The organism is Aeromonas sp. A35_P (genome assembly GCF_002259925.1).
GTDB lineage: Bacteria > Pseudomonadota > Gammaproteobacteria > Enterobacterales > Aeromonadaceae > Aeromonas > Aeromonas dhakensis.
Window position 1 is genome coordinate 1 of sequence record NZ_NEVB01000183.1, and the last position, 20,377, is coordinate 20,377.

At 60.0% G+C, this 20,377-nt stretch carries 18 protein-coding genes, 1 other RNA gene and 2 pseudogenes; 8 read left to right on the forward strand and 13 right to left on the reverse strand.

The window, feature by feature from the left end; all coding sequences use genetic code 11:
* Window positions 1-257 precede the first annotated feature (257 nt).
* The 3 genes from CAK78_RS10905 to CAK78_RS10915 all read right to left on the reverse strand — a co-directional run bounded on the left by CAK78_RS10905 (window position 258) and on the right by CAK78_RS10915 (window position 3,537).
* Window positions 258-1,478: an FAD-dependent 2-octaprenylphenol hydroxylase gene (locus CAK78_RS10905; protein ID WP_176452751.1), complete on the reverse strand. Its 1,221-nt coding sequence runs from the start codon at window positions 1,476-1,478 to the stop codon at window positions 258-260.
* A gap of 88 nt (window positions 1,479-1,566) precedes the next feature.
* Window positions 1,567-2,784, reverse strand: a complete 1,218-nt coding sequence (ubiH, locus tag CAK78_RS10910; protein ID WP_094697275.1) for a 2-octaprenyl-6-methoxyphenyl hydroxylase — start codon at window positions 2,782-2,784, stop codon at window positions 1,567-1,569.
* A gap of 183 nt (window positions 2,785-2,967) precedes the next feature.
* On the reverse strand, window positions 2,968-3,537 hold the full coding sequence (locus tag CAK78_RS10915; protein WP_094697276.1) for a UPF0149 family protein: 570 nt from the start codon (window positions 3,535-3,537) through the stop codon (window positions 2,968-2,970).
* A gap of 173 nt (window positions 3,538-3,710) precedes the next feature.
* Between CAK78_RS10915 and zapA the strand changes: the two genes are divergently transcribed.
* The gene (gene zapA, locus CAK78_RS10920) at window positions 3,711-4,043 is read left to right on the forward strand and encodes a cell division protein ZapA (RefSeq protein WP_005299694.1); all 333 of its coding nucleotides are present in this window, start codon (window positions 3,711-3,713) and stop codon (window positions 4,041-4,043) included.
* Window positions 4,044-4,059: 16 nt separating this feature from the next.
* Window positions 4,060-4,242: non-coding RNA, 6S RNA (ssrS, locus tag CAK78_RS10925), on the forward strand.
* Between the two features lie 153 nt (window positions 4,243-4,395).
* Here ssrS and emrD read toward each other — a convergent pair.
* The 3 genes from emrD to CAK78_RS10940 form a co-directional block, all read right to left on the reverse strand.
* Window positions 4,396-5,595 carry a multidrug efflux MFS transporter EmrD gene (gene emrD / locus CAK78_RS10930; RefSeq protein WP_094697277.1) on the reverse strand — a complete coding sequence of 400 codons (1,200 nt, stop codon included), beginning with the start codon at window positions 5,593-5,595 and terminating at the stop codon, window positions 4,396-4,398.
* Window positions 5,596-5,844: 249 nt separating this feature from the next.
* Window positions 5,845-6,507 carry a glutathione S-transferase family protein gene (locus tag CAK78_RS10935; RefSeq protein ID WP_094697278.1) on the reverse strand — a complete coding sequence of 221 codons (663 nt, stop codon included), beginning with the start codon at window positions 6,505-6,507 and terminating at the stop codon, window positions 5,845-5,847.
* 188 nt (window positions 6,508-6,695) lie between these two features.
* A complete protein-coding gene (locus CAK78_RS10940) occupies window positions 6,696-7,151 on the reverse strand; it encodes a hypothetical protein (protein WP_017765933.1) in 456 nt (151 codons plus the stop codon).
* Window positions 7,152-7,353: 202 nt separating this feature from the next.
* Between CAK78_RS10940 and suhB the strand changes: the two genes are divergently transcribed.
* Complete coding sequence (gene suhB / locus CAK78_RS10945; RefSeq protein WP_005299686.1) at window positions 7,354-8,157, forward strand: inositol-1-monophosphatase; 804 nt, start codon at window positions 7,354-7,356, stop codon at window positions 8,155-8,157.
* 355 nt (window positions 8,158-8,512) lie between these two features.
* On the opposite strand, the pseudogene CAK78_RS10950 reads toward suhB, so the two are convergent.
* A pseudogene (locus tag CAK78_RS10950) lies at window positions 8,513-10,144 on the reverse strand (methyl-accepting chemotaxis protein).
* 377 nt (window positions 10,145-10,521) lie between these two features.
* On the opposite strand from CAK78_RS10950, the gene CAK78_RS10955 reads away from it, so the two are divergent.
* The 5 genes and pseudogenes from CAK78_RS10955 (at window position 10,522) to CAK78_RS10975 (ending at window position 14,445) form a co-directional block, all read left to right on the forward strand.
* Window positions 10,522-11,454: a ZIP family metal transporter gene (locus CAK78_RS10955; RefSeq protein WP_094697290.1), complete on the forward strand. Its 933-nt coding sequence runs from the start codon at window positions 10,522-10,524 to the stop codon at window positions 11,452-11,454.
* Between the two features lie 208 nt (window positions 11,455-11,662).
* Window positions 11,663-11,896: pseudogene (locus CAK78_RS10960) on the forward strand (hypothetical protein); the annotation flags it as partial.
* Window positions 11,897-12,003: 107 nt separating this feature from the next.
* Entirely contained in the window at window positions 12,004-12,696 is a 693-nt protein-coding gene (gene mtnN, locus CAK78_RS10965; RefSeq protein WP_017765936.1) for a 5'-methylthioadenosine/S-adenosylhomocysteine nucleosidase, read from the forward strand.
* Window positions 12,693-13,643, forward strand: coding sequence for a cobalamin biosynthesis protein (locus CAK78_RS10970; protein WP_176452752.1), 951 nt, complete (start codon window positions 12,693-12,695; stop codon window positions 13,641-13,643). The genes mtnN and CAK78_RS10970 overlap by 4 nt, the downstream gene beginning before the upstream one ends.
* Window positions 13,636-14,445: a cobalamin-binding protein gene (locus tag CAK78_RS10975; RefSeq protein WP_094697279.1), complete on the forward strand. Its 810-nt coding sequence runs from the start codon at window positions 13,636-13,638 to the stop codon at window positions 14,443-14,445. Before CAK78_RS10970 ends, CAK78_RS10975 begins: the two co-directional genes overlap by 8 nt.
* A gap of 100 nt (window positions 14,446-14,545) precedes the next feature.
* Here the strand turns inward: CAK78_RS10975 and CAK78_RS10980 are convergent, their stop codons facing one another.
* From CAK78_RS10980 to flaB, 6 genes are read right to left on the reverse strand one after another with little or no spacing between them, the layout of a single operon-like run.
* Window positions 14,546-16,633: a motility associated factor glycosyltransferase family protein gene (locus tag CAK78_RS10980; protein WP_176452753.1), complete on the reverse strand. Its 2,088-nt coding sequence runs from the start codon at window positions 16,631-16,633 to the stop codon at window positions 14,546-14,548.
* A gap of 7 nt (window positions 16,634-16,640) precedes the next feature.
* Window positions 16,641-16,940 (reverse strand): hypothetical protein, encoded by a 300-nt coding sequence (locus CAK78_RS10985; RefSeq protein WP_094697280.1) that lies wholly within the window; start codon window positions 16,938-16,940, stop codon window positions 16,641-16,643.
* On the reverse strand, window positions 16,937-17,359 hold the full coding sequence (fliS, locus tag CAK78_RS10990) for a flagellar export chaperone FliS (protein ID WP_094697281.1): 423 nt from the start codon (window positions 17,357-17,359) through the stop codon (window positions 16,937-16,939). Before fliS ends, CAK78_RS10985 begins: the two co-directional genes overlap by 4 nt.
* Window positions 17,360-17,384: 25 nt before the next feature.
* A complete protein-coding gene (fliD, locus tag CAK78_RS10995; RefSeq protein ID WP_094697282.1) occupies window positions 17,385-18,794 on the reverse strand; it encodes a flagellar filament capping protein FliD in 1,410 nt (469 codons plus the stop codon).
* Between the two features lie 27 nt (window positions 18,795-18,821).
* Window positions 18,822-19,265: a flagellar protein FlaG gene (locus CAK78_RS11000; RefSeq protein WP_094697283.1), complete on the reverse strand. Its 444-nt coding sequence runs from the start codon at window positions 19,263-19,265 to the stop codon at window positions 18,822-18,824.
* Window positions 19,266-19,303: 38 nt separating this feature from the next.
* A complete protein-coding gene (flaB, locus tag CAK78_RS11005; protein WP_017786669.1) occupies window positions 19,304-20,209 on the reverse strand; it encodes a flagellin B in 906 nt (301 codons plus the stop codon).
* Window positions 20,210-20,377: the final 168 nt, after the last annotated feature.

Sequence of the window (20,377 nt, forward strand, 5' to 3'; positions counted from 1 at the left end):
GGATTATATGCCAAGCGGACGCGCATGCCGCTCAAAAAAAACTAATCCACCGCCAGTCAACTGACTCCAGACACTAAGGTAAAAGCAGTGATAAAAACAGACCAAACCCGGCAATGGCGATATTAAATTTTGATTTTTACCGTTTCGTCACAATTTGGAGAAAAACGTTTCGCCGCCAGCCCAGATTAAAGGCTGATGCCCAAACAGGGTCGTCAGCCTCATCACATTAGTTTTGTTGTGAAAACACCCGAGTATTATTAGATTTTTTCACCCTTGGCCAGAGCGGGCAGCTCCCCCTCCAGCCCCATGGCGGCCCGGATCACGCTTTGCTTGAGCGGCGTCAACAGGTCGAAGGCACACAGGCCAGCCCCGCGCACCAGCTTCTTGAGCGGGTTGGCACCGGCAAACAGCCGCTTGAGCCCCTCCATCGCCGCCAGCATGCTGGCCGCCTCGCTCTTGCGCCAGCGCTCGTAGCCGCGCAGGTTGGCGAGCAGACCGATATCCTTGCCCGCCGCCTGATTGCGCAGGATCTGCTCGGCCAGGGCGGCGGCGTCCAGCAGCCCCAGGTTGACCCCCTGCCCCGCCAGCGGGTGTATGGTGTGGGCGGCATCCCCCACCAGCACCAGCCGCTCGCGGGCAAAGTCGCGGGCATAGCGGGCGGTGAGCGGGATGGCGCTGCGCGCCCCTTCCACCAGGCACAGGCCGAGGCGGCCATCGAACGCGGTGGTGAGCTGGCGGTTGAACTGCTCGTCGTCACACTGGCAGAGCGCCTCGGCACGAGCGGCCGGCAGCGACCAGACGATGGAGCAGAGATCCGGCTGCCACAGGGGCAGGAAGGCGAGCGGCCCCTCGGGGGTGAAGATCTGGCGCGCCACCGCTTCATGAGGCTCGGCACAGCGCACCGTCGCCACCAGGGCGTGATGGCCGTAATCCCAACTGGTGAGCGGAATGTCGGCCTGCCGACGCACCCAGGAGTGGGCGCCGTCGGCCGCCACCACCAGCTTGGCCGACAGTGCGCGGCCATCTTCCAGCTGCAGCAGGGAGCCCGCTTCGCCGCTTTGCAGGCTGCTCGCCCGGGCCGGGCTCAGCAGCTGGATGTTGTTGGCCCCCTCGATGGCGTCCAGCAGCGCCAGCTGGATGACCCGGTTCTCGACGATGTGGCCAAGCTCGGGCTGACGCAGACTGGCGGCATCGAAGGCGATCCGACCAAAGCTGTCCTGCTCCCACACCTCCATCTGCACGTAGGGCTGCAGGCGGCGGGCCTCAATGCCGCGCCAGGCGCCCACCTGCTGCAGGATGCGCTGGCTGGCCAGACTCAGGGCGCTGACCCGGTTGTCCGGCGCCTCGTCAAGCGCGGGGGCAGGCAGCTGGCCCTCGACCACGGCCACCTTGAGCGCACTCCCCTTGAGCGCGGCGGCGAGCCCCAGGCCCACCATGCCGCCCCCCACAATCACCACATCCACGTTTTGCATCTGCATCGATTTATATCCTTTCAGGGCTGATCGCCGGGATCAGCGAGGGCACGCCCGCAGGCAGACCCCTTCAATACGCAAGCTGTGACCCGCCTCAGGGGCGGCACAGGTCGGCAACAAAGCCCAGGGTGCGGGAGGCCAGCGGCGCCTTGAGGCAAGCCAGCCGCCCCATCAGGGAGAGCGCCAGGTTGCGGCCCGCCACCAGAGGGTCGTGATCATTGGAGAAGAGCTGGGCCAGCGAGGAGGTAAGCCAGACCGTCTGCGCCTGATCCTCCTTGCGCTGCTGCCAGTAACCGTTTAGCACCTTGAAGCTGCCGATATCCTCCCCCGCCGCCAGGGCCTGACCGACGGCGCGGGTGAGCAGGTCCAGATCGCGCATGCCGAGGTTGAAGCCCTGACCGGCGATGGGATGCAGCAGATGGGCGGCGTTGCCCACCAGCACGGTGCGCTGGGCCAGCGGGTAGTCAGCCACCGTCAGCACCAGCGGATAGACGTGGCGCTGGCCGGTTTGCAGGAAGCGACCGAGGCGCCAGCCGAAGGCCTGCTGCAGGCGGGCCAGAAAGGCGGCGTCATCGAGCGCCATCAAGGCCGGCGCCTCATCCCGCGCCACGCTCCAGACCAGGGAGGAGAGCCCCCCCTGCATCGGCAGCAACGCCAGCGGCCCCCCTTGGGTGAAACGCTCGAATGCCTGGCCGGCCGGACCCTCGGCCGTCTTGACGGTGGCGATGATGGCGCTCTGGCCGTAGTCGTGACGGCTCACTGCCAGCTTGCACTGCTGACGCACGAAGGAGTTGCCGCCATCGGCCGCCACCAGCAGGCGGGTCTGATAACGCTCGCCGTCCGCCAGGGTCAGGTTCACCCCCTCCGTCAGCGGCTCCACCCGTTCAAGCTGGGCCGGGCACAGCATGCGGATCTGCGGGCAGGCGGCGATCGCCTGTTGCAACTCGATGCCCGCCGCCGACAGCTCGATCACCTGGCCGAGGGCAGACAGGCCATACTCGGCGGCCGTCAATCCGGCCTGGCCGAAGTGGCCCCGATCCGACACATGAATGCGGGTGATGGGGCTGCAATGGGGGGCAAAACGGGGCCAGAGCCCGTGCCGGGCCAGCGCCTCGCAGGTACCGGCGGAGAGCGCGATGGCGCGGGCATCGAAGCCGGGGTGTGCATTGAGCTCGGGGGCGCTCGCCTCCAGCAGCAGGATCTGCAGAGGCTTGGGCCCTGGCAGGGCCGCGAGGGAGAGCGCCAGCACGGCGCCGCTCATTCCACCACCGACGATGGCCACATCGACGTGGTTCAGATCAGATTGAGACATGAGATCAGGGGAAAAGCTGAAAACGTGGGGTCATGCTAACACAAAGCGTGGGGTCGGGATGCGAAGCCACGGGCAAAAAAGCGCAGTCCCTGTCGTTACTTGCCTCATCACGGCCGGCCGGCGCGGGCAACATCCAGATGTAAAAAGAGCGCCACCAGGCGCTCTTTTTCGGACTTGCTCGACTCAGTGCAGGGTCGGTGGGGTGCTCGGGGCATCCGGCCGCTTGCCAAACTCCTCGAACGCCATCATGACCCCGAGGCGCACGTGTTCGTAGAGCACCAGGAAGGAAGCTTCGTTCTCTTCATCTTCCTGATCGAACTCGGCGGAGACCTGGGTGATGCTGGCGATGTCCTGGATCATCTCCTGCAGCTCTTCGGAGGCCTTGGAGAGCTCCTGCTGCACCACGCCGAAACCGGCCAGAAAGGCCTGGGACCAGTCCACCAGCGAATCGATGCGCTCGTCGAGGGGCGCTTCGTCGCTTGGCAACAGCAGCTCGACCCCTTTCTGGGCCATCAGGCTCTCGATCACCTGGTGATAAAGATCGGTCATCACCTGGCGTACCGGGGCCGGCAAACCGAAACCGTCGTTGACCAGATCGTTGAAATGGGGCAGCCAGCTCTTGTCGTCCAGGGCCACACCACCGCACACCAGACCGCAGATCACGCCATGGGCCTCTACAGCCGTTGCCATCAGCTCGTGCTGTTCCATCAGGTCGGCCACGGCCGCGTATTTCAGGGGGTTCGTTTTGCTCATCGAAGATCCGCTCAAAGTTCAGGCAAATATGCAGAATTAATGGTCAGGATCCTAGCATTCTCCCCCTTCCAGAGCCAGCAAGGCCTTGAAACTTCTGCATCTGCGCTATATAGTCCCGCCCAGTTGTCCACGTGGATAAAGGCGGAATGACACTCCGCCGTATTGAGGAAGGCATGAGCACAGAGGCCGTAGAAATCGTCATTTTGGGACGTCCCTACAAGGTATCCTGTCCCCTGGGACAGCAGGATGCCCTGCGCCAGGCCGCCGACCAGCTGACTGATAAACTCATCGAGCTGCGTCAACGCTCCAAGGTCTCCAGCAATGAACAGCTGGCGGTGATGGCAGCACTCAATTTCTGCCATGAGCTCTGTCTTGAAAAAGACAAGAATCACCAATACTCTGAGACCATGGACAAGCGGATCAAGATGCTGCAACGCACCATCGAAGCGGCCTTGATCGAGCACGGACAATATGGCGAATCCAGCGACGAAGGCGTACAACCCTAACTCGCAACGTTTTTGAAATTCCCTGGGGTGTTTGTCAGCCGGTTCAAGTCCCCGAGCCGATATTCATACCAAACAGGGGATCTGCCTTCTGGCTATTGCGCATGCTCGGCACGACTGAGAAGCCTGCGGTCAGATCCGATCCCCGCCTTGAACCGACGGTTCAAGGGCCCAAACCGGCAACGGCATCTCCGGGGTACCAACAGCAAAAAGCCCGTCACCAGCGTGACGGGCTTTTTCTTTGCCTGCGCGGCAGTCCCCTCCCCCAGCAGTTTCAGTCATCCGGCATATCAGCCCCCAGCGGCGGGCCATAAAAAACCCGCCAACTCAGGCGGGTCTTTTCACATCATCCGGCTCACACGGCCATCTGCTCGTGGGGCGAACCGTGGTGACGCAACCAGAGGAAGCTCAGCGCCACGATCAGCACCATCAGTGTCATGATGGCGCCCAGGGTCACCTGCCCCTCCATCGGGAAGCAGGCCGCCAGCAGGGTCACGATGCCGGCCCCCAGGTTCTGCATGCCGCCGAGGATGGCACCGGCGGTGCCCGCCTGGCCCGGAAAGGGCTCGATGGCGCAGGAGGTGGCGGTCGGATAGAGAATACCGCTGCCGATGAAGTAGACGGCGGCCCCACCCACCAGGGAAGCGGCACTCACTATCCCGAACAGACCGGGCAGCAGGATGATGAGCGACCCCAGCGCCAGGAAGGCGATGCCAAGGCGCATCAGCTTGCCCTGGCTCAGGCGAAAGCTCAGCTTGGCGGAGAGCCAGGCACCGAACAGATAGCCGGGCAGCGGCAGTACGAACAGCACACTGACGGTACGGGCACTCAGCTTGAGCACGTCGCCCAGCAGCACGCCGGCGGCCGCTTCAAACACCGCCAGACCGGCGAAGGTCGCCATCAGGCAGAGCAGGTTGCCCTGAAAACGCGGGTTGCCGAGCACGTGGCGATAGGCAGCACCGACTCGCAGCGGCTGCTGACGGGCCTCTTCCGGCAAGGTTTCGACGAACCAGGCCAGTATGGCCAGAGTCGCCACGGCGCCAAAGCCGAACAGGAACCAGTAGCCCGCGCGCCAGTTGAACAGCTCGGTCAGCCAGCCGCCCAGCACGGGGGCCAGCAACGGGGAGAAGATCACCCCCATGCTCACCAGGCTGTTGGCGCGGTTGAGCTCGGCGCCAGTGTAGCGGTCACGCATCAGGGTACGGCTCATGGCGCCGCCAGCCCCGGTCCCCAGCCCCTGGATGAAGCTGCCCACCAGCAGCGCCATGAAGCTCGGGATCAGTTGAATGGTCAGGGTACCCACCAGGAACACCATCATGCCGATGATGATGATGGGGCGACGGCCGATACGATCCGACAAGGGGCCGTAGACAAACTGGGAGAGGCCGTACGGGATCAGGTAGCAGGCCATCACCGCCTGCAGCTGGCCGGAGGCCACGTTGAAGTCCCCCGCCATCATGGGAATGGAGGGCACGTAGAGGGTCTGGGTCATCTGGCCCACAGCGACCATCAGAATGGTCAGAAAAAACAGCGGATAAAAACTGTGCCGATACATATCTCAGTCCCGAAAAATCATCGAAAAGCTGCCCGCCTCTGGCAGAAAACCGCAGAGGGGATCCAACAAACAGGGTCAATCAAAGGTGAAAACTCAAGGCGGAGAACCCGCACCGGCCGGGAGCAGGGCACTCCCATGGCTTGCCGTCATCTTAGTGATTCAGATCACGAAAAACGAACGAATCTTTATAATCAGCTTTCCTTAGTTTTTCTAATGTGACGGGGTTTTAGGCCCCGTCAACGATAAGAATCAACGCGTTACCATCTGCTGGGCCTGCTTGACCAGATCTTCCGGCTTCTCGTTACGCGGCGGTATGGAGATCCCCTTCTGGCAGGCCGGCTTGTCAGCCATCCGGTCCATCCAGGCCTGCAGATGGGGCAGCCCCTCGATGGAGATACCGCTCCAGTCATAGATACGCACCCAGGGCCAGGTGGCGATGTCGGCGATACTGTACTCGTCGGCCAGATACTCGTGCTGGGCCAGATGGCTGTCGAGCACCTCAAACAGGCGGCGCCCCTCTTTCTGATAGCGTTTGATGGCGGCCGGGATCTTCTCCGGGAAGTAGCGATAGAAGACGTTGGCCTGCCCCATCATGGGCCCGACTCCACCCATCTGGAACATCAACCACTGAATGGCCTGGGAGCGGCGCTTGGGATCCACTGGCAGCAGCTTGCCCGCCTTCTCGGCCAGATAGAGAAGAATGGCACCCGACTCGAACACCGCGAAGTCCCCGTTGTCCCGATCGACGATGGCTGGAATGCGGCCGTTGGGGTTGATGGCCAGAAACTCGGGTTTCTTCTGATCCAGCGCCGACAGATCGAGCGCAATGACACGGTAGGGCAAGCCCAGCTCTTCAAGGGCAATCGCCACCTTGAAACCGTTGGGCGTGGCGGCGGTATAAAAATCGATCATCATGGACTCCTTGTGATTCACACATTGGCGCAGGACTGATAGGGCCTCGCCCATGTCGGCCAGAGAAACGCAGCGGGATGGACAACATATGGACATCCCCTGGCCTGAACATGACGAAGCGGCACAATACCGGTCAGTTATGACAAATATTGTGCCGCTTGAACAGCCCGGCGCAGGGAAGGAAGAGCCTAGTTGCACAGCCCCATGGGTTGACGCTGGCGCAGCAGAATGAGACGGGAAAGCAGCGGGAAGTAGGACTCCAGCTTGTTCAACAGCACCCTGCTGCAGGCAGGGTCGGCAAGTTCAGACTCTTCCAGCACGATGCCGTTGGAGACGAAATAGAAGCGCGGGTCCCGCACATCCGGCCCCTGGATGGTGAGAGTACCGTCTCCCTTGCGCATCAGCAGCGGCAACACCGGCAACCCGAAGGTGTCGCTGTTGCGCTGCCAGGCAAACTCGGGCCAGGCCGCATCCCCGTCCAGCAGCAAGATGGCTGCCTCTTCCTTGCCGGGTTGCCAGTGGGATGGCTGGGTAATGGTTAGCTCGTTGAAGTAGTCGCCGTATCCGGTCGAGTTCCGCAAGGCGGCCAGCAAACCCTGGGTGGAGGTTGCCGACGGTTTTTGACTCACTAATGACAAATTCATGATCCACGTCCCTATGCTCAAGGCAGCCTGTTATTCGGCTGCTGCCCATAAGACTAGACCAAAAAGAGCCTATATTGGAGCCGTCAGATCTGGCAGTCGCCAAGGCCGGAGCGATAACGTATAACAGTTGCCATTGTCGAAAAGACTGGTATGATACCGCGTCCTTTTATTCCCCCGTTCTTTAACATCCAGTGGTGAACCTATGCATCCGATGCTGAATATCGCCGTGCGCGCTGCGCGCAACGCCGGTCAAGTAGTAGTAAAAGCCTTTTCTCAACCCGAGAACATCGAGGTTATCCAGAAGGGCAGCAATGACTTCGTGACCAACGTTGACCGTGAAGCCGAAGCGGCCATCATTCACACCATCAAAAAATCTTACCCGGAACACAGCATCGTGGCTGAAGAGTCTGGTGAGATTGCCGGTACCAATCCGGACTACCAATGGATCATTGACCCACTGGATGGCACGACCAACCTGGTCAAAGGCATTCCGCACTTTGCCGTCTCCATCGCCCTGCGCGTCAAGGGCAAAACCGAACAGGCCGTGATCTACGATCCGATCCGTGACGAGCTGTTCACTGCCACCCGTGGCAGCGGCGCCCAGCTGAACGGCTACCGCATCCGTGTCGGCAAGGCCAAAGAGCTGGCCGGCACCATCCTGGCCACCGGTTTCCCGTTCAAGCAGAAGCACCATATAGAGCCGTACCTGAAGATGTTCCAGAGCATGTTCATCGAGTGTGCCGACATCCGTCGTGCCGGCTCCGCTGCGCTGGATCTGGCCTATGTGGCTGCCGGTCGCGTCGACGGTTTCTGGGAAATCGGCCTCAAGCCCTGGGACACCGCTGCCGGTGAGCTGCTGGCCAAAGAGGCCGGCGCCATCGTCACCGACTTCGTCGGTGGTCACAACTACGAGAACTCCGGCAACATCGTCGTGGCCAACCCGCGCGTGCTGAAAGAGATGCTGGGCAAGATCCGCGAAGAGCTGCCGGAATCCCTGGCCAAGTAAGCCAGCACTACCCGCACTCATCAAAACCCGGCTCAGGCCGGGTTTTTTTATGACCTTTTCATGACCATCAGCCCATCGACACTGGCAAGCAAATCCCTGCCAGTGCGCATTGCCATCGCTCCTCTCCCCCTCATGGCCAGCGCTGTCCCGACTGGCGAGATCGTGAGCGTCACTGTCGCCTTGTGCGGCGTCAATGCTCGATACCTGCCGCAGGCCTAGAGCCGTGACCCATCCCTGTGCTCATGCCTTGAGATGAAGGAGCAACAAAAACAGTCAACCCGGCCGAAGCCGGGTTGACTGTTTGCCTGCAGCAACAGGCCATGACACGGCACCCTGTCTGGTGCCGGTAGAGCTATTACGCCAGGCGGAAGCGGCCTATGGTCTGACGCAGACCCGCGGCCAGCTGGCTCAGTTCCAGGCAAGCGCGAGCGGTATGATCGGCCCCAACGGCAACCTCGTTGGAAGATTCGTTGATCCGCTCCACATTGCGACCCAGCTCATCGGAGACCGCGTCCTGCTCGCCGCAGGCACTGGCGATCTGAATGGCCATGTCGGCGATCTGGGCGACCGCCTCCTCGATTTGCTGGATACCATCGCTGGTCTGCTCGCTCTGCTCCACGCACTGGCGGATCATCTCGCAGCTCTGACCGGTCACCTCTTTGGCCTGGTTGGCACGGGCCTGCAGGGTTTCGATGATGGCGACGATCTCGCCGGTGGACGCCTGGGTGCGACCCGCCAAGGTACGCACCTCATCGGCCACCACCGCAAAGCCACGGCCCTGCTCGCCGGCGCGAGCCGCCTCGATGGCGGCGTTGAGCGCCAGCAGATTGGTCTGATCGGCGATGCCGCGGATCACATCCACCACCACGTTGATCTGGGCGGATTCGCGCTCCAGCTCGGTGACCAGGGTGCCGGCCTGCTCGATCTCCTCGGCAACCCGGGTGATGGCCATCAGCGAGCTCTGTACATCCTGATTGCCGCGGCGCGCCAGAGCATTGGCGGAGCTGGCCGATTCAGACGCCGTCTCGGTGTTGCCTGCCACATCGGCCACGGTAGCCTTCATCTGGGCCATGGCGGTGGCGACCAGCGAGATCTCCTGCTACTGGCTCTGGATCCCCTGTGCCGACTGCTCGGAGACCGCGCTCACCTCTTCGATGGCGGCGCCCAGCTGGGTCACGGCCGCCACAACCTCTTCAATCAGACCGCGCAGGTTGTCCTGCATCTTGAGGGAGGCCTTGGCCAGCATGCCCAGCTCGTCACGACCGATGTGCTGGCGATCCAGCTGATGGGTCAGATCGCCAGCGGCGATGGCGTTGGCCTGGGCCACCACGGCCTGCAGCGGCAGGCAGATCTGGCGGGTCAGGAACCAGGTCATGGCCACCATGAACAGCAGCAGGCTGCCGATGCTCACCATGGCAAAACTGGTCACCATGTTGACGCTGTCAAGCAGGCTGCCGCGGTTCTCTTTGACGAAACCGAGGTTCACCTCCACCAGGCCGTTGACCGCCTGCTCCAGCTCGCCATAAATGGGGTTGGACTGGAATAGCTGCACCTTGGCCTGCTCCAACTGGCCCTGTGCCAACAGTTGATCCACCTGATTGACCGAGTTCAGATAGCGTTGCCACGCCTGCTTGGCGCCGTTGAACACCTGACGCTCATGGGCGGCACCGACCGTGGCCTCATAGCCCCGGAAGGCCTGCTCGACTTTCTGGACGTTGGCCTGGATCCGGCCGCGACGCGCCTGCAGATCGGTGGCGTCATCCACCATCAGCAGGGCAAACTGGGCGCGGCGCACGTAGGATACGTCGTAGAGCAGGTTCTCGACCGAGAGCACGCTCGGCAGGGTGGAATCGGTAAAATTCAACACGCGATCGCGCACGCCGCGCAGTTCGCTGGAGAGAAAAATACCGAATATCACGTTGACGGCGGCAATGACCGCAAAGACCACGGCAATCTTTTTGCCGATAGACAGATTTTTGTAAAACATGGTGGCTGGTGATCCTCGACTGCTGACAAGCAGGTGCACAGTGGCGATCACATCCGTATGAACTGGTAACCCGGGCTTTCCTGACGGGAGATGGGACGTTGCGAAAGACCAAGGGAAGGGTGGGTTTCGCGAGGGCGGCACTTTACCACAAACCTGCCTACTCCTTCACCAGCTTTCGCCGCAACAAAGCAAGTTGTTTTTCCGTACAACCAGATCTTCGTCACAAATTATTCAAGACAACCAAATCATTTCAAATAGTTAGCCGATGAATGCAATCGATGCCCCGGCATGGACAAGTGAGGCCCGGCTCGCTGTAATGCAAGCGTCCCCGGATGGCGCCGCGCCATTCCTGCCGTCAAGCAAAAGAGGTGATCTTCATGGATAACGCGTCAACCCTGCCCCTTGCCACCTGGTCAGCCCAACTGCGTGAGCAGCTGCGGGCACGCCCGGTGATCGCCATCGGCCTGTTCGTTGCCCTGGCGGCCGTCGTGCTGTTGCTGCTGCAAAGCCTGGTGATGCTGGCCGCCGGCGACATCAGCCCCGGCGTTCGCTACGGCCTTATCGGTGGCCTGGCCGGCTTTGCCGCCACCGCACTTGGCGCCCTGCCCGCCCTTTTTCTGCGCTCGGTTCCACAACGGGTGGAAGACAGCATGCTGGGCTTTGCCGCCGGCATGATGCTGGCAGCCAGCGCCTTCTCCCTGCTGCTGCCGGGGCTCGAGGCGGCAGAGGGGATCACTGGCAACGGCTTTCTCGCCGCCGCCGTGGTGGTAGTCGGCATGACCCTCGGGGTACTCCTGATGCTGGGGCTCGATCAATTCACCCCCCATGAACACGACAAGACAGGCCCCTGCGGCCCCGGTCACGAGTGCTGCTCCCGGGTCTGGTTGTTCGTGTTTGCCATAGCCCTGCACAACCTGCCGGAGGGAATGGCCATCGGGGTGAGTTTCTCGCAGGGTGACATGTCGGTGGGCCTGCCGCTCACCACCGCCATCGCGTTGCAAGACATTCCGGAAGGACTGGCGGTGGCACTCGCCATGTGCGCCGCCGGTTTTCGGCCCGGCAAAGCCGTGCTGGTTGCTATCGGCAGCGGTCTGCTTGAGCCACTCGGGGCCCTGCTCGGCGTCGGCCTCTCCAGCGGGCTGGCCATCGCCTATCCCATCGGCCTCGGGCTGGCCGCCGGTGCCATGCTGTTCGTGGTCTCCCACGAGGTGATCCCGGAAACGCACCGCAACGGCCACCAGACCCACGCCACCCTGGGCCTGATGGCCGGGTTTGCGCTGATGATGACCCTGGATACGGCGTTGGGTTGATGGGGCCAACATAGTGACGTCATGTATCGGTGCCGGCAGCATAATTCCGTTGGCGGACAGGCTCTCCATCATCCCCAGGCCGGCATGATTGGAAGGTGCGAGGGCTCTGCCTGGCTGTCTGCTGGTCGTCGTGAGCGCAGTCCTGCATGCCACCGAGATTTATCGCACGGCAGCTCAGCCCCAAAAGACACCCAGGTGGCGGATGACCGTGATAAAACGAGGGAGCTTCGTCTACTACCGCTCACCCGGTATCGAAGCCGCTCTGCAGCGCCATCACCTGAGCGACCAGATCCGCATCCTTCCCGTCGCCATGGAGACCATCCCTTTCTACATCCTGTTTTACCAGCGCACCGCCCCTGCCCGCCTGGCCCTGTTTACCAACACCCTGCAACGGTTGGCGGACAGTGGCGAGCTGGCCAGATTGGCCGAACGCTACCCTTGAGTGGACCTTCCCACCCGCCAGCATCGGAATGCTCGGCGCCATCGCCAACTTTTGTTATGATCCACAACAACTTATTCGGCCGCATGGCCATCAAGACGAGGTGAGTGATGAAAGTAGGTATTATCGGCGCCATGGAACAGGAAGTGGCCCTGCTGCGCAGCCAGATGAGCAACCCGACCACCCTGCAACTGGGCGGCTGCGAGTTCTATCAGGGCACCCTGGCAGGCAAGGAGGTGATCCTGACCCGCTCCGGCATCGGTAAAGTCGCCGCCAGCGTCGCCACCAGCCTGCTGCTGGAAAAATTCGCCCCCGACTGCGTCATCAACACCGGCTCTGCCGGCGGCTTTGCCCAGGACCTGCACATCGGTGACGTGGTGATCGCCAGCGAGATGCGCTTCCACGATGTCGACGTGACCGCCTTTGGCTACGAGATGGGCCAGATGGCGCAGCAGCCGGCCGCCTTCCCTTGCGACGAGCAGCTCATCGCCGTCGCCCAGGCTTGTATCGCCGAGCAGGGCAAGCATCAGACCAAGGTCGGCCTCATCTGCACCGGCGATCAGTTCATGTGCAAGCCGGACGCCATCGCCAAAGCCCGTGCCGACTTCCCGCAGATGCTGGCGGTCGAGATGGAAGGGGCGGCCATCGGTCAGGTGTGCCACATGTTCAAGGTGCCCTATCTGGTAGTGCGTGCCATGTCCGACATCGCCGGCAAGGAACAGGTTGAATCCTTCGATGCCTTCATCGAGGTGGCCGGCAAGCACTCCGCCGAGGTGATCATCAAGATGCTCGGCAAGCTGTGATCCCACTCACCACGCTGGAACAGATGGCCGCCACTCCGGCGGCCATCTTGCTCGGGGCCGCCCTGCTGGAGGCCATCGTGCCCTGGCCGGCCCACTATCGGCTCTCCGCCGTCGTGCCCCTGCTGACCCGGCTGGGTCACAAGGTGTGTCGCCCCGATGGCGCCCCCGGTCAGCAATTGCAGGCCGGTCTGCTGGCCATGCTGATTGTCTGGCTGCCGTGCGCCGCCGGACTCTGGGCGGTGCGCAACCTCTCGCTCTCGGAGCCGCTGTTCGATCTGCTGTTTCTGCTGCTGATGCTGGAATCGCGCCCGCTGCGGGAGCTGGCCCGTGCCACTCGCGCGCTAACAGACCAGGATACCTTGGTGGTGGCCAGGTTGCAGGCCGCCCCCTGGCTCAGACGCGACACCGGCAAGCTCTCCCTGATGGGGCTTGCCAAGGCGGTCAGCGAAAGCTGTGCCCTGCGTCTAATAGGGCAGTGGGCCGGCCCGCTGCTGGGGTTCGCCCTGGCGGGTGTGCAAGGCGCCCTGCTGTGGCGCCTCGCCCAGTTGATGAATCAGGGCTGGAGCCCGAAACTGCCAGCCTTTGCCCACTTTGGCCGGGCCGCCGCCGTGCTCTACCAGGCCCTGTGTACCCCTGCCATCTTGTTGCTGGCGCTGCCCTTGTGCCTGACCCAGCTGCGCAAGCTGGCCAGCCGGTTGCGTACAGCCATGCTCTGGCCCTACCCCGCCATGGGAATACTGCTGGCGCTGCTCTCCGGCTCGCTGGGCTGCAAGCTCGGTGGCCCCCGCTACTATCAGGGCAGCTTGATCCGTTTCCCCGTGTTTGATGCCGCCGCCGAGCCGGAGGCCGGCACGGCCCTGCGCCTGCTCAACCGTCTGCAGCAAGTAAGCTGGGGCTGGCTGGCGCTGGCATTGCTGCTCACTGTGCTGGAGCACCGGCATGGCTAGATGGCTCACCCTGCTCTGCCTGTTGTGCATGTCACCCGTCCTGCTGGCTGGCACGCCTGCACGCATCGTCAGCCTCACCCCCCACCTGACCGAACTGCTGTTTGCCATCGGCGCAGGGGATCGCATCGTGGCCACCGACGATGCCTCCGATTTTCCGCCCGAGGTCAAACGCCTGCCCCAGGTAGCCAACTACCGCAGCATCAATCTGGAAGCCCTGCTGGCCCAGAAACCCGACCTGATCGTCGCCTGGCGCTCCGCCCAATCCCGTATGCTGGCCCCCATCGAGCAGCTGGGGATCCCGGTGTTCTATTCAGAACCGACCGACTTTGCCTCGCTTGCCACCGAAATGCGGGCTTTGGGTAAAACATTGGGGGTGGAAAAAACCGCCAATGCCGAAGCCGATGCCTATCTCGCCCGCCTGGCCGCACTTGGGCAGCTCTACGGCAAACCCAAGCATATCAAGGTGTTCTACCAGCTCTGGTATCCACCGCTCACCAGCGTTAGCGGCAACGCCTGGCCCGCCCAGGCCATCAAGCTGTGCGGTGGGGAAAACTTGATGGCAGCGGCCCGCACGCCCTATCCCCAGGTCAACCTGGAGCAGGTGATCAAGGCCAATCCGGCGCTGATCCTGGCAGGGAGTCAAGACGCTGACGCCCTGCGCCACTGGCAACAGTGGCCCAATCTGGACGCCGTCCGCCATCAGCGCCTGCACCTCATCAACTCGGACGAACTGCACCGTTTCACCCCAAGAGCACTCAATGCGGTGGAGCAGATATGCCGGGCCATCGCAGGCGTACAGTAACCGCGCCTGTAAAGCCAGCAGCTGGTCACTTGTACAATAAAAAAACACCGGCATTGGCCGGCGTTTTTTTATTTGGCAAAGACGTGACGAGAGATAGCCGTCACTTCTTCTTGAAGATATCCAGTCCGGTGAAGTAGACGGAATCGTGTCGCTGGAAGGCATCGGCATAAATCGGCTTCGCATCGTCGAAGAACCGCTCGAGTATCACCTCGGCCTCTTTCACCTTGGCTTCGAACTTGTCAGGCGTTGCGTCAATCAGGGTCATCATCAAGCCGATGATGTTGGCGTAGAAATAGTTCATCGAGCCGATCAAGACACGGTAGAGATGGCAATCACGGCTCATCAGCAAATAGAGCAGATAGTCGTGGTGACGCTGCATCATGGCCAGTATGTCATTGTGCTCGTATTTGACCGTCTGCCAGTCGATACGCAACTTCTCCAGCAGATCGTCAAACAGCGTCACATTGAGCGCGGCAGTAAAATCCACGCTGGCCATGTCGAACGGCTGGAAGCTGCGCGCCATCAGCTCATCAAGCAAGGCGATCTTGTCCAGCTCCGGGCTGCTGATGTACAAGGCGTCGACCCCTTGAGGGATGGCGCCTTCAATATAGGCCCCATCACTGCAATTCAGACAGCGCATATCCGGATGGCTTGTCAGCACACGCGTCATGTTATGGATTGCCAGACCAAACAGATGATTGATCCGCACTTCCCCGCCAAAATTGCCCGGTGCCGGGAAAGTATCTTTCAGATTCTCGTTGTACTTGGCTTCTCTCTTCTCGTTGTAATAGAGACTCAGAGTGGAGTGATGCTTGTCTGCGTATTTGTAGCCATTGTCTATTCCGAACAGGTATACCTGTTTGAACCCGAGCAACGCCGCATAATTGAGGCCGGTGTTGCCAACGAAGGGGTTGGAGAATTCAATGGATTCATACTCGAACGCCTGACCAAATCGGCTGACCAGCATGGCGAACATGGGCTCGTTGGGCTTGAAGGTCAGCCCCGTCTTGCGGAAGAAGGTCTTGCACTCGGGGTGGATCACGTCGACGCTGAGGAAGACCGCATCCTTGAGGAAGTCGTCCGCATTGAGGATGCGCAGGAAATCCGCCGAGCTCTTGGTGCGCTCCACCGCCACGTAGATGTCCGGCTTGATGCCCGCCTTGTGCAGCGCACTGACGGCCGTGCCACAGGCAATGATGATGGCTTGCCGTTGATGCTGCCGGATGAAGTCGATGCTCTGATCCAGCGACGGACCATTGCCGACCACGAATATCGGTACCTGCTCGACCAGTGAGGTATCCCGCTCTCGCTTCAGGAAAGGCGTGCCATCCTGCAGATGGGTGTGACTGTGAGCCAGCGCATAAATATTGTCATCGAAAAAGCCCCAGCCCGTCTTGAGCAGATACAACTCGCCCTCGGCCTTGTCGATCAAGGCATGCAGCTTGGGTGAGTGGTAATGACAAAACGAGAAATAGCTCGCCGACCAGAATGCCCCTTTGCGATGCAGCGCCTCCATCATGTCGGCGACCAGCAGCTGTTCATCGACACCGATGAACAGGTGCAGGCTCAGCGACTCCTGATCCATGTATTCGAGCAACTTGTGCCAATCGAAACAATAGAGCGAGGCATAGAACATATCGAGATCGGGCTCGAAGGCAAACAGATTCCGAACTCGGCACCGCTCATACAGGTAGCCCAGCTGATAACCCAATCCGATCCCGTACATGAAGGACAAGGGAATATCGGCATCCAGCGCCTTGCTAAGCGGCAAGCCTTCCAGCGACACGTTTTCCTTGAGTTTGGAGATGGCATTGTTGTAGGCGATATGAATTTGCCCTTCCAGATACCACTGAGGCACAAAGTCGATACATTGCAATACGCTCTGATCAATTACCTCGGCAATCTGGGCCTGTGCTTCGGCAAAAGGATCATCGCCATAGAGGGAGACGCCATCATCCAGCCAAAGAATATTTGGAACGCCGTTCTCATTGCAGAAAAAGCGGAAGGGTCTGACCGGCTGATACTCTTTGAAAAATGCATGTATTCCGGGCATATATTTTTCAAAGGCAGCCATATTGAGTTCATGGCGAACGGGCAGCACCGCCAGCATGGCGGCTTCCTGCTCTTTCTGTCTGGCTAGACGGGAGAGCTCATGCTCGGCATCTTTGATGTTCTTGTTAAAATCCATTCGGTACTCAACCCGCATTCATCTTGTAAAGGCCCGCCACACGACCAGCCTTGGAAAATTGGCGCAATTCATCCTCTGCCAGGTGTCTCGCATTCGTTATCAGCGCATGGATCATTTGAAACTGAGACAGGGCTTGCTGCTGCTCTGCACTGAGATGACTGTCAGCGGGGATATGCTCGAAAACCTCGTTCAGGGCAGCGAGATAGTGCTCCATTTGCACCTCCGCTGCCGCCAGCTCATTTTGCTCCAACAGCAACCGCAAGCGGCTGCCGTGGTTCATCAAGCCGGACAGCTTGGCATCATTCATTCCGCACGACCCGCTTTTTGCTGGGCAATGGCCTTGTCGCGCTCTTCGACCGGAATCGCATCCCAGCCACTCTTGACCGTCAGCATCAGGTTCATCACCTCGTCGATGGCGGCCATGTCCATGTCACGACTGGCATCCATCATGCGTACCTTCATGTAGTCGTAGAGCGCAAACAGATCTTCCGGCACCTTGCCATAGGAGAGATCCAGTGAGTCCTGCAAACCGTTGATAATGGCCATGGTCTTGGAGATGGACTGGGACTTGCCTTCGAAATCACGACGTTCAATGGCCCCACGGGCCTGGGCAAGTCGCTCGAGGCAGCCTTGCATCAACAGCTGGATCACCCGGTAGGGATCCGCCACCGCCAGCTCGGACTGCAGATTCTGGGTGGTGTAAGCCTTGATATTTTTCCGATACATAAGAGGCACGGCTCCTGACTACGTATTAATTCGTTTTGGTATTGAGCAGATTCAGATAAGAGGCCGACTTGTTCATCTTGGCCAGCATGCTGTCCAGGCTGCCATAACGAGCCCGCAAGGTCTCCTGATACTTGGTCAGCTGGGCGGTAACATCCGACTCCTTTCGGCTTACCTCGCGCAGATCGGAATTGAGCGAATCTTCCCGCTTGGCCAGCAGGCCACCGGTTTTGGAGTAGGTTTCCAGCTGACTGGCCAGCTTGCCTGCAACCCCATCCTTGCCGCCAAATACGGCAACCACCTGATCAAAGTTCTTGTCGATGGCCTCGCTGAACTTGGTATCGTCGATGGACAATACCCCCTTGTTGTCCATCTTGATACCCATCTGGAAAATCGTTGAATAGGTAGAGGATTTTTGAGAGGGCTCGGTGATGAGGCCGTTCATCATGTTGACCACGGCACGCGTCGTCGCATCGCCTGCCAATGCACCGCCATCATTCTGGCTCTTCCCTGCCACGATCGAGTTGCGCTTGCCAAGCTCATTGCTCTTCTTCACCAGCGCGTTGTAGCCGTCGACAAAGCTCTTGACCATGTCCTTGATGCCGGCCTTGTCGGTGGTCACATCGACCTTGTTCGAGCTGTAGGTCTTGACCGGATTGCCATTGGTATCAGTCGTGGTCGTGCTATCCGACTCTCTGAGCACGGTCAGTTTGAGCCCGACTATGGTGCCATCGAAGGTATTGGTCGCGCTGGTCAGAGTGCTGCCATCCACCGTGATCTTGGCATCCTGAGCGCTCTGGCTCTTGGTCAATTTGGACACCAGGTTGTCGGTCAACTCAGTGGTACTGCCGGTGATCTGCAGATCCTTGCCGTCGCCGCTGACCCCTGAGTCGATCATCAGCTTGGATTTGCCATCTGAGGTATTCATGATGTTGACGCTCAGACCGAAGTTGTCAGCGTCATTGTTGATCCGTTTACGAATGGACTGCAGCGAATCCCCCGCCTTGACATCCACATCGAAGGTCTTGTCGCCAGCCTTGAACGTCAGTTTCCCGTCCTGGGTGATGAGGGGGGTCGTCGACGAGTCGAAGGTACCGTCAAATTTACTGGTCTTCGCCAATTGTTCGACGCTGATGTCATATTGACCGTTGGAGGCCCCCGCCTTGCTCTCCACCTTGAGCACGGGTTTGTCCTTGTCCTGGGTAATGTTGATGGAGCGTTTGTTGAACGCATCATCCTTCGCCATGGCCTTCAGAGTAGTCACGAACGAGGCGATGGCAGACTTCAACTGCCCCACACCGGAGAGAGTGATTTGAGTGTTGGTCTTCTTGGTGGTGATGGGCTGCATCAGTTGTGCCTTTTTGGCATCGACACTGGCAGTAATCACTGACTCCAGATCGAGTCCGGAGCCGGCACCGGCGGCCGTAATGGTAGACATACTCTCTCTCCTCTTAAATTCTTCGTATCAGATCTCGTTGTCGAGCAGCAACCCGACCCGTGAACCGCCGCCGGATACATCGCCCTCACGCAGAGCCTTGATCCGCTTGCTGATGGCCAGCAACTCCTCACTCGGGATCTGCCGGATCATTGACTTGGTCTCGGCGTCCACCACCTTGATGACCACCTGATCCAGATCCTTCTCAACACTGAAATTGACAGTCCAGCCTTGCAACTTGCTGAACTCTTGCAAGTTTTGCACCTCATTTTCAATATCGGCATTGGATACGTCCTGTTTGGCGGTTTTATCACCAGTCAGAGCATCCTGCTGTTTTTTCACATCCTGTTGTGCCGTCACCCGCTGCTCTTCTGTCGTGCCAGATAGCACTTGAGCGGCCGATTGGCCGCTCTTGCTACTTGACTGAAGAGAAGAAGGAGTGACCGATGACGGGATCCCAATTTCATTGGCCATATCGTCGCTCCTTTTCCTATCTCATCACTGCTGTTCTGTTAGCCCAGCAGGGACAGAGCAGATTGCGGTCTTTGGTTGGCTTGCGCCAGGATGCTGGACGCTGCCTGTTGCAGAATGTTCTGCTTGGTCAGGTTGGCAGTCTCAGTCGCAAAGTCTGCGTCACGGATACGAGAACGTGCGGCGCTCAGGTTTTCAGAGACGTTGGACTGGTTGCGGATAGTGGAGTCAAACCGGTTCTGTACCGCACCCAGCTCCGCCCGCTTGCTGTCAACCGCCTTGATCATGAAATCAAGGTTGGCCATGGCCAGTTGTGCCGAGCTGGCAGCGCTAATGCTGCTGACGCTGGTAGAAGTCACAGCGCTCGTGCCCTTGGTCACGGTATAAGGTTCGCCAGTGGCGCTGGTCGCAACGGTCGCGCTGCCCTTGGTGGACGCCGCAATCCCGCTGATGGTGAACGCAGAGGTCATCTTGAAGGTGATGGTCTGACCGGCGTCAGCCCCTACCTGGAATGAACCTTTGTAGTTCCCATCCAGCAGTTTTTGGCCACCAAAGGTGGTGTCGTTGGAGATCCGGTTGATCTCGGTGGTCAGCTGGTCAAATTCTTGCTGCAGTGCAGTACGGTCATCGGTGTTGTTGGAGCCGTTGGCGGATTGCTGTGCCAGCGTGCGCATGCGTTGCAGCATGCTGGTCACTTCATCCATGGCCCCTTCAGCCGTTTGCGCGACGGAGATACCGTCGTTGGCGTTGCGGTTACCTTGATCCAGGCCGTTGATCTGGGAGGTCAAACGGTTGGAGATCTGCAAACCGGCAGCATCGTCCTTGGCGGTGTTGATACGCAGACCGGAAGCCAGTCTGGTATAGGACGTATCCAGGGACTTGTTGGTGTTCATCAGGTTACGCTGGGCGTTCAGTGATGAAGTATTCGTGTTGATGTACATGGCCATAAAATATTCTCCCGAAGAACATGCGACTGCGGGTTGCACCGCCAAAGCGGCGTCCCACCGTTAGAAGAACAGGTTGAACGAGCCTGATTCTTCTGGCGGGTGTCTGTTTGAACGGACAGGTCACCCGCAGTAGTGCAAACGTTGGATTCCGAACACCCCTCGATTGCT

What these genes read in the sequence shown, in the direction of transcription:
- CAK78_RS10905 (WP_176452751.1), bottom strand. Translation starts at nt 1,478, where the DNA reads ATGCAGATGCAAAACGTGGATGTGGTGATTGTGGGGGGCGGCATGGTG.
- ubiH (WP_094697275.1), bottom strand. Translation starts at nt 2,784, where the DNA reads ATGTCTCAATCTGATCTGAACCACGTCGATGTGGCCATCGTCGGTGGT.
- CAK78_RS10915 (WP_094697276.1), bottom strand. Translation starts at nt 3,537, where the DNA reads ATGAGCAAAACGAACCCCCTGAAATACGCGGCCGTGGCCGACCTGATG.
- zapA (WP_005299694.1), top strand. Translation starts at nt 3,711, where the DNA reads ATGAGCACAGAGGCCGTAGAAATCGTCATTTTGGGACGTCCCTACAAG.
- emrD (WP_094697277.1), bottom strand. Translation starts at nt 5,595, where the DNA reads ATGTATCGGCACAGTTTTTATCCGCTGTTTTTTCTGACCATTCTGATG.
- CAK78_RS10935 (WP_094697278.1), bottom strand. Translation starts at nt 6,507, where the DNA reads ATGATCGATTTTTATACCGCCGCCACGCCCAACGGTTTCAAGGTGGCG.
- CAK78_RS10940 (WP_017765933.1), bottom strand. Translation starts at nt 7,151, where the DNA reads ATGAATTTGTCATTAGTGAGTCAAAAACCGTCGGCAACCTCCACCCAG.
- suhB (WP_005299686.1), top strand. Translation starts at nt 7,354, where the DNA reads ATGCATCCGATGCTGAATATCGCCGTGCGCGCTGCGCGCAACGCCGGT.
- CAK78_RS10955 (WP_094697290.1), top strand. Translation starts at nt 10,522, where the DNA reads ATGGATAACGCGTCAACCCTGCCCCTTGCCACCTGGTCAGCCCAACTG.
- mtnN (WP_017765936.1), top strand. Translation starts at nt 12,004, where the DNA reads ATGAAAGTAGGTATTATCGGCGCCATGGAACAGGAAGTGGCCCTGCTG.
- CAK78_RS10975 (WP_094697279.1), top strand. Translation starts at nt 13,636, where the DNA reads ATGGCTAGATGGCTCACCCTGCTCTGCCTGTTGTGCATGTCACCCGTC.
- CAK78_RS10980 (WP_176452753.1), bottom strand. Translation starts at nt 16,633, where the DNA reads ATGGATTTTAACAAGAACATCAAAGATGCCGAGCATGAGCTCTCCCGT.
- CAK78_RS10985 (WP_094697280.1), bottom strand. Translation starts at nt 16,940, where the DNA reads ATGAATGATGCCAAGCTGTCCGGCTTGATGAACCACGGCAGCCGCTTG.
- fliS (WP_094697281.1), bottom strand. Translation starts at nt 17,359, where the DNA reads ATGTATCGGAAAAATATCAAGGCTTACACCACCCAGAATCTGCAGTCC.
- fliD (WP_094697282.1), bottom strand. Translation starts at nt 18,794, where the DNA reads ATGTCTACCATTACGGCCGCCGGTGCCGGCTCCGGACTCGATCTGGAG.
- CAK78_RS11000 (WP_094697283.1), bottom strand. Translation starts at nt 19,265, where the DNA reads ATGGCCAATGAAATTGGGATCCCGTCATCGGTCACTCCTTCTTCTCTT.
- flaB (WP_017786669.1), bottom strand. Translation starts at nt 20,209, where the DNA reads ATGGCCATGTACATCAACACGAATACTTCATCACTGAACGCCCAGCGT.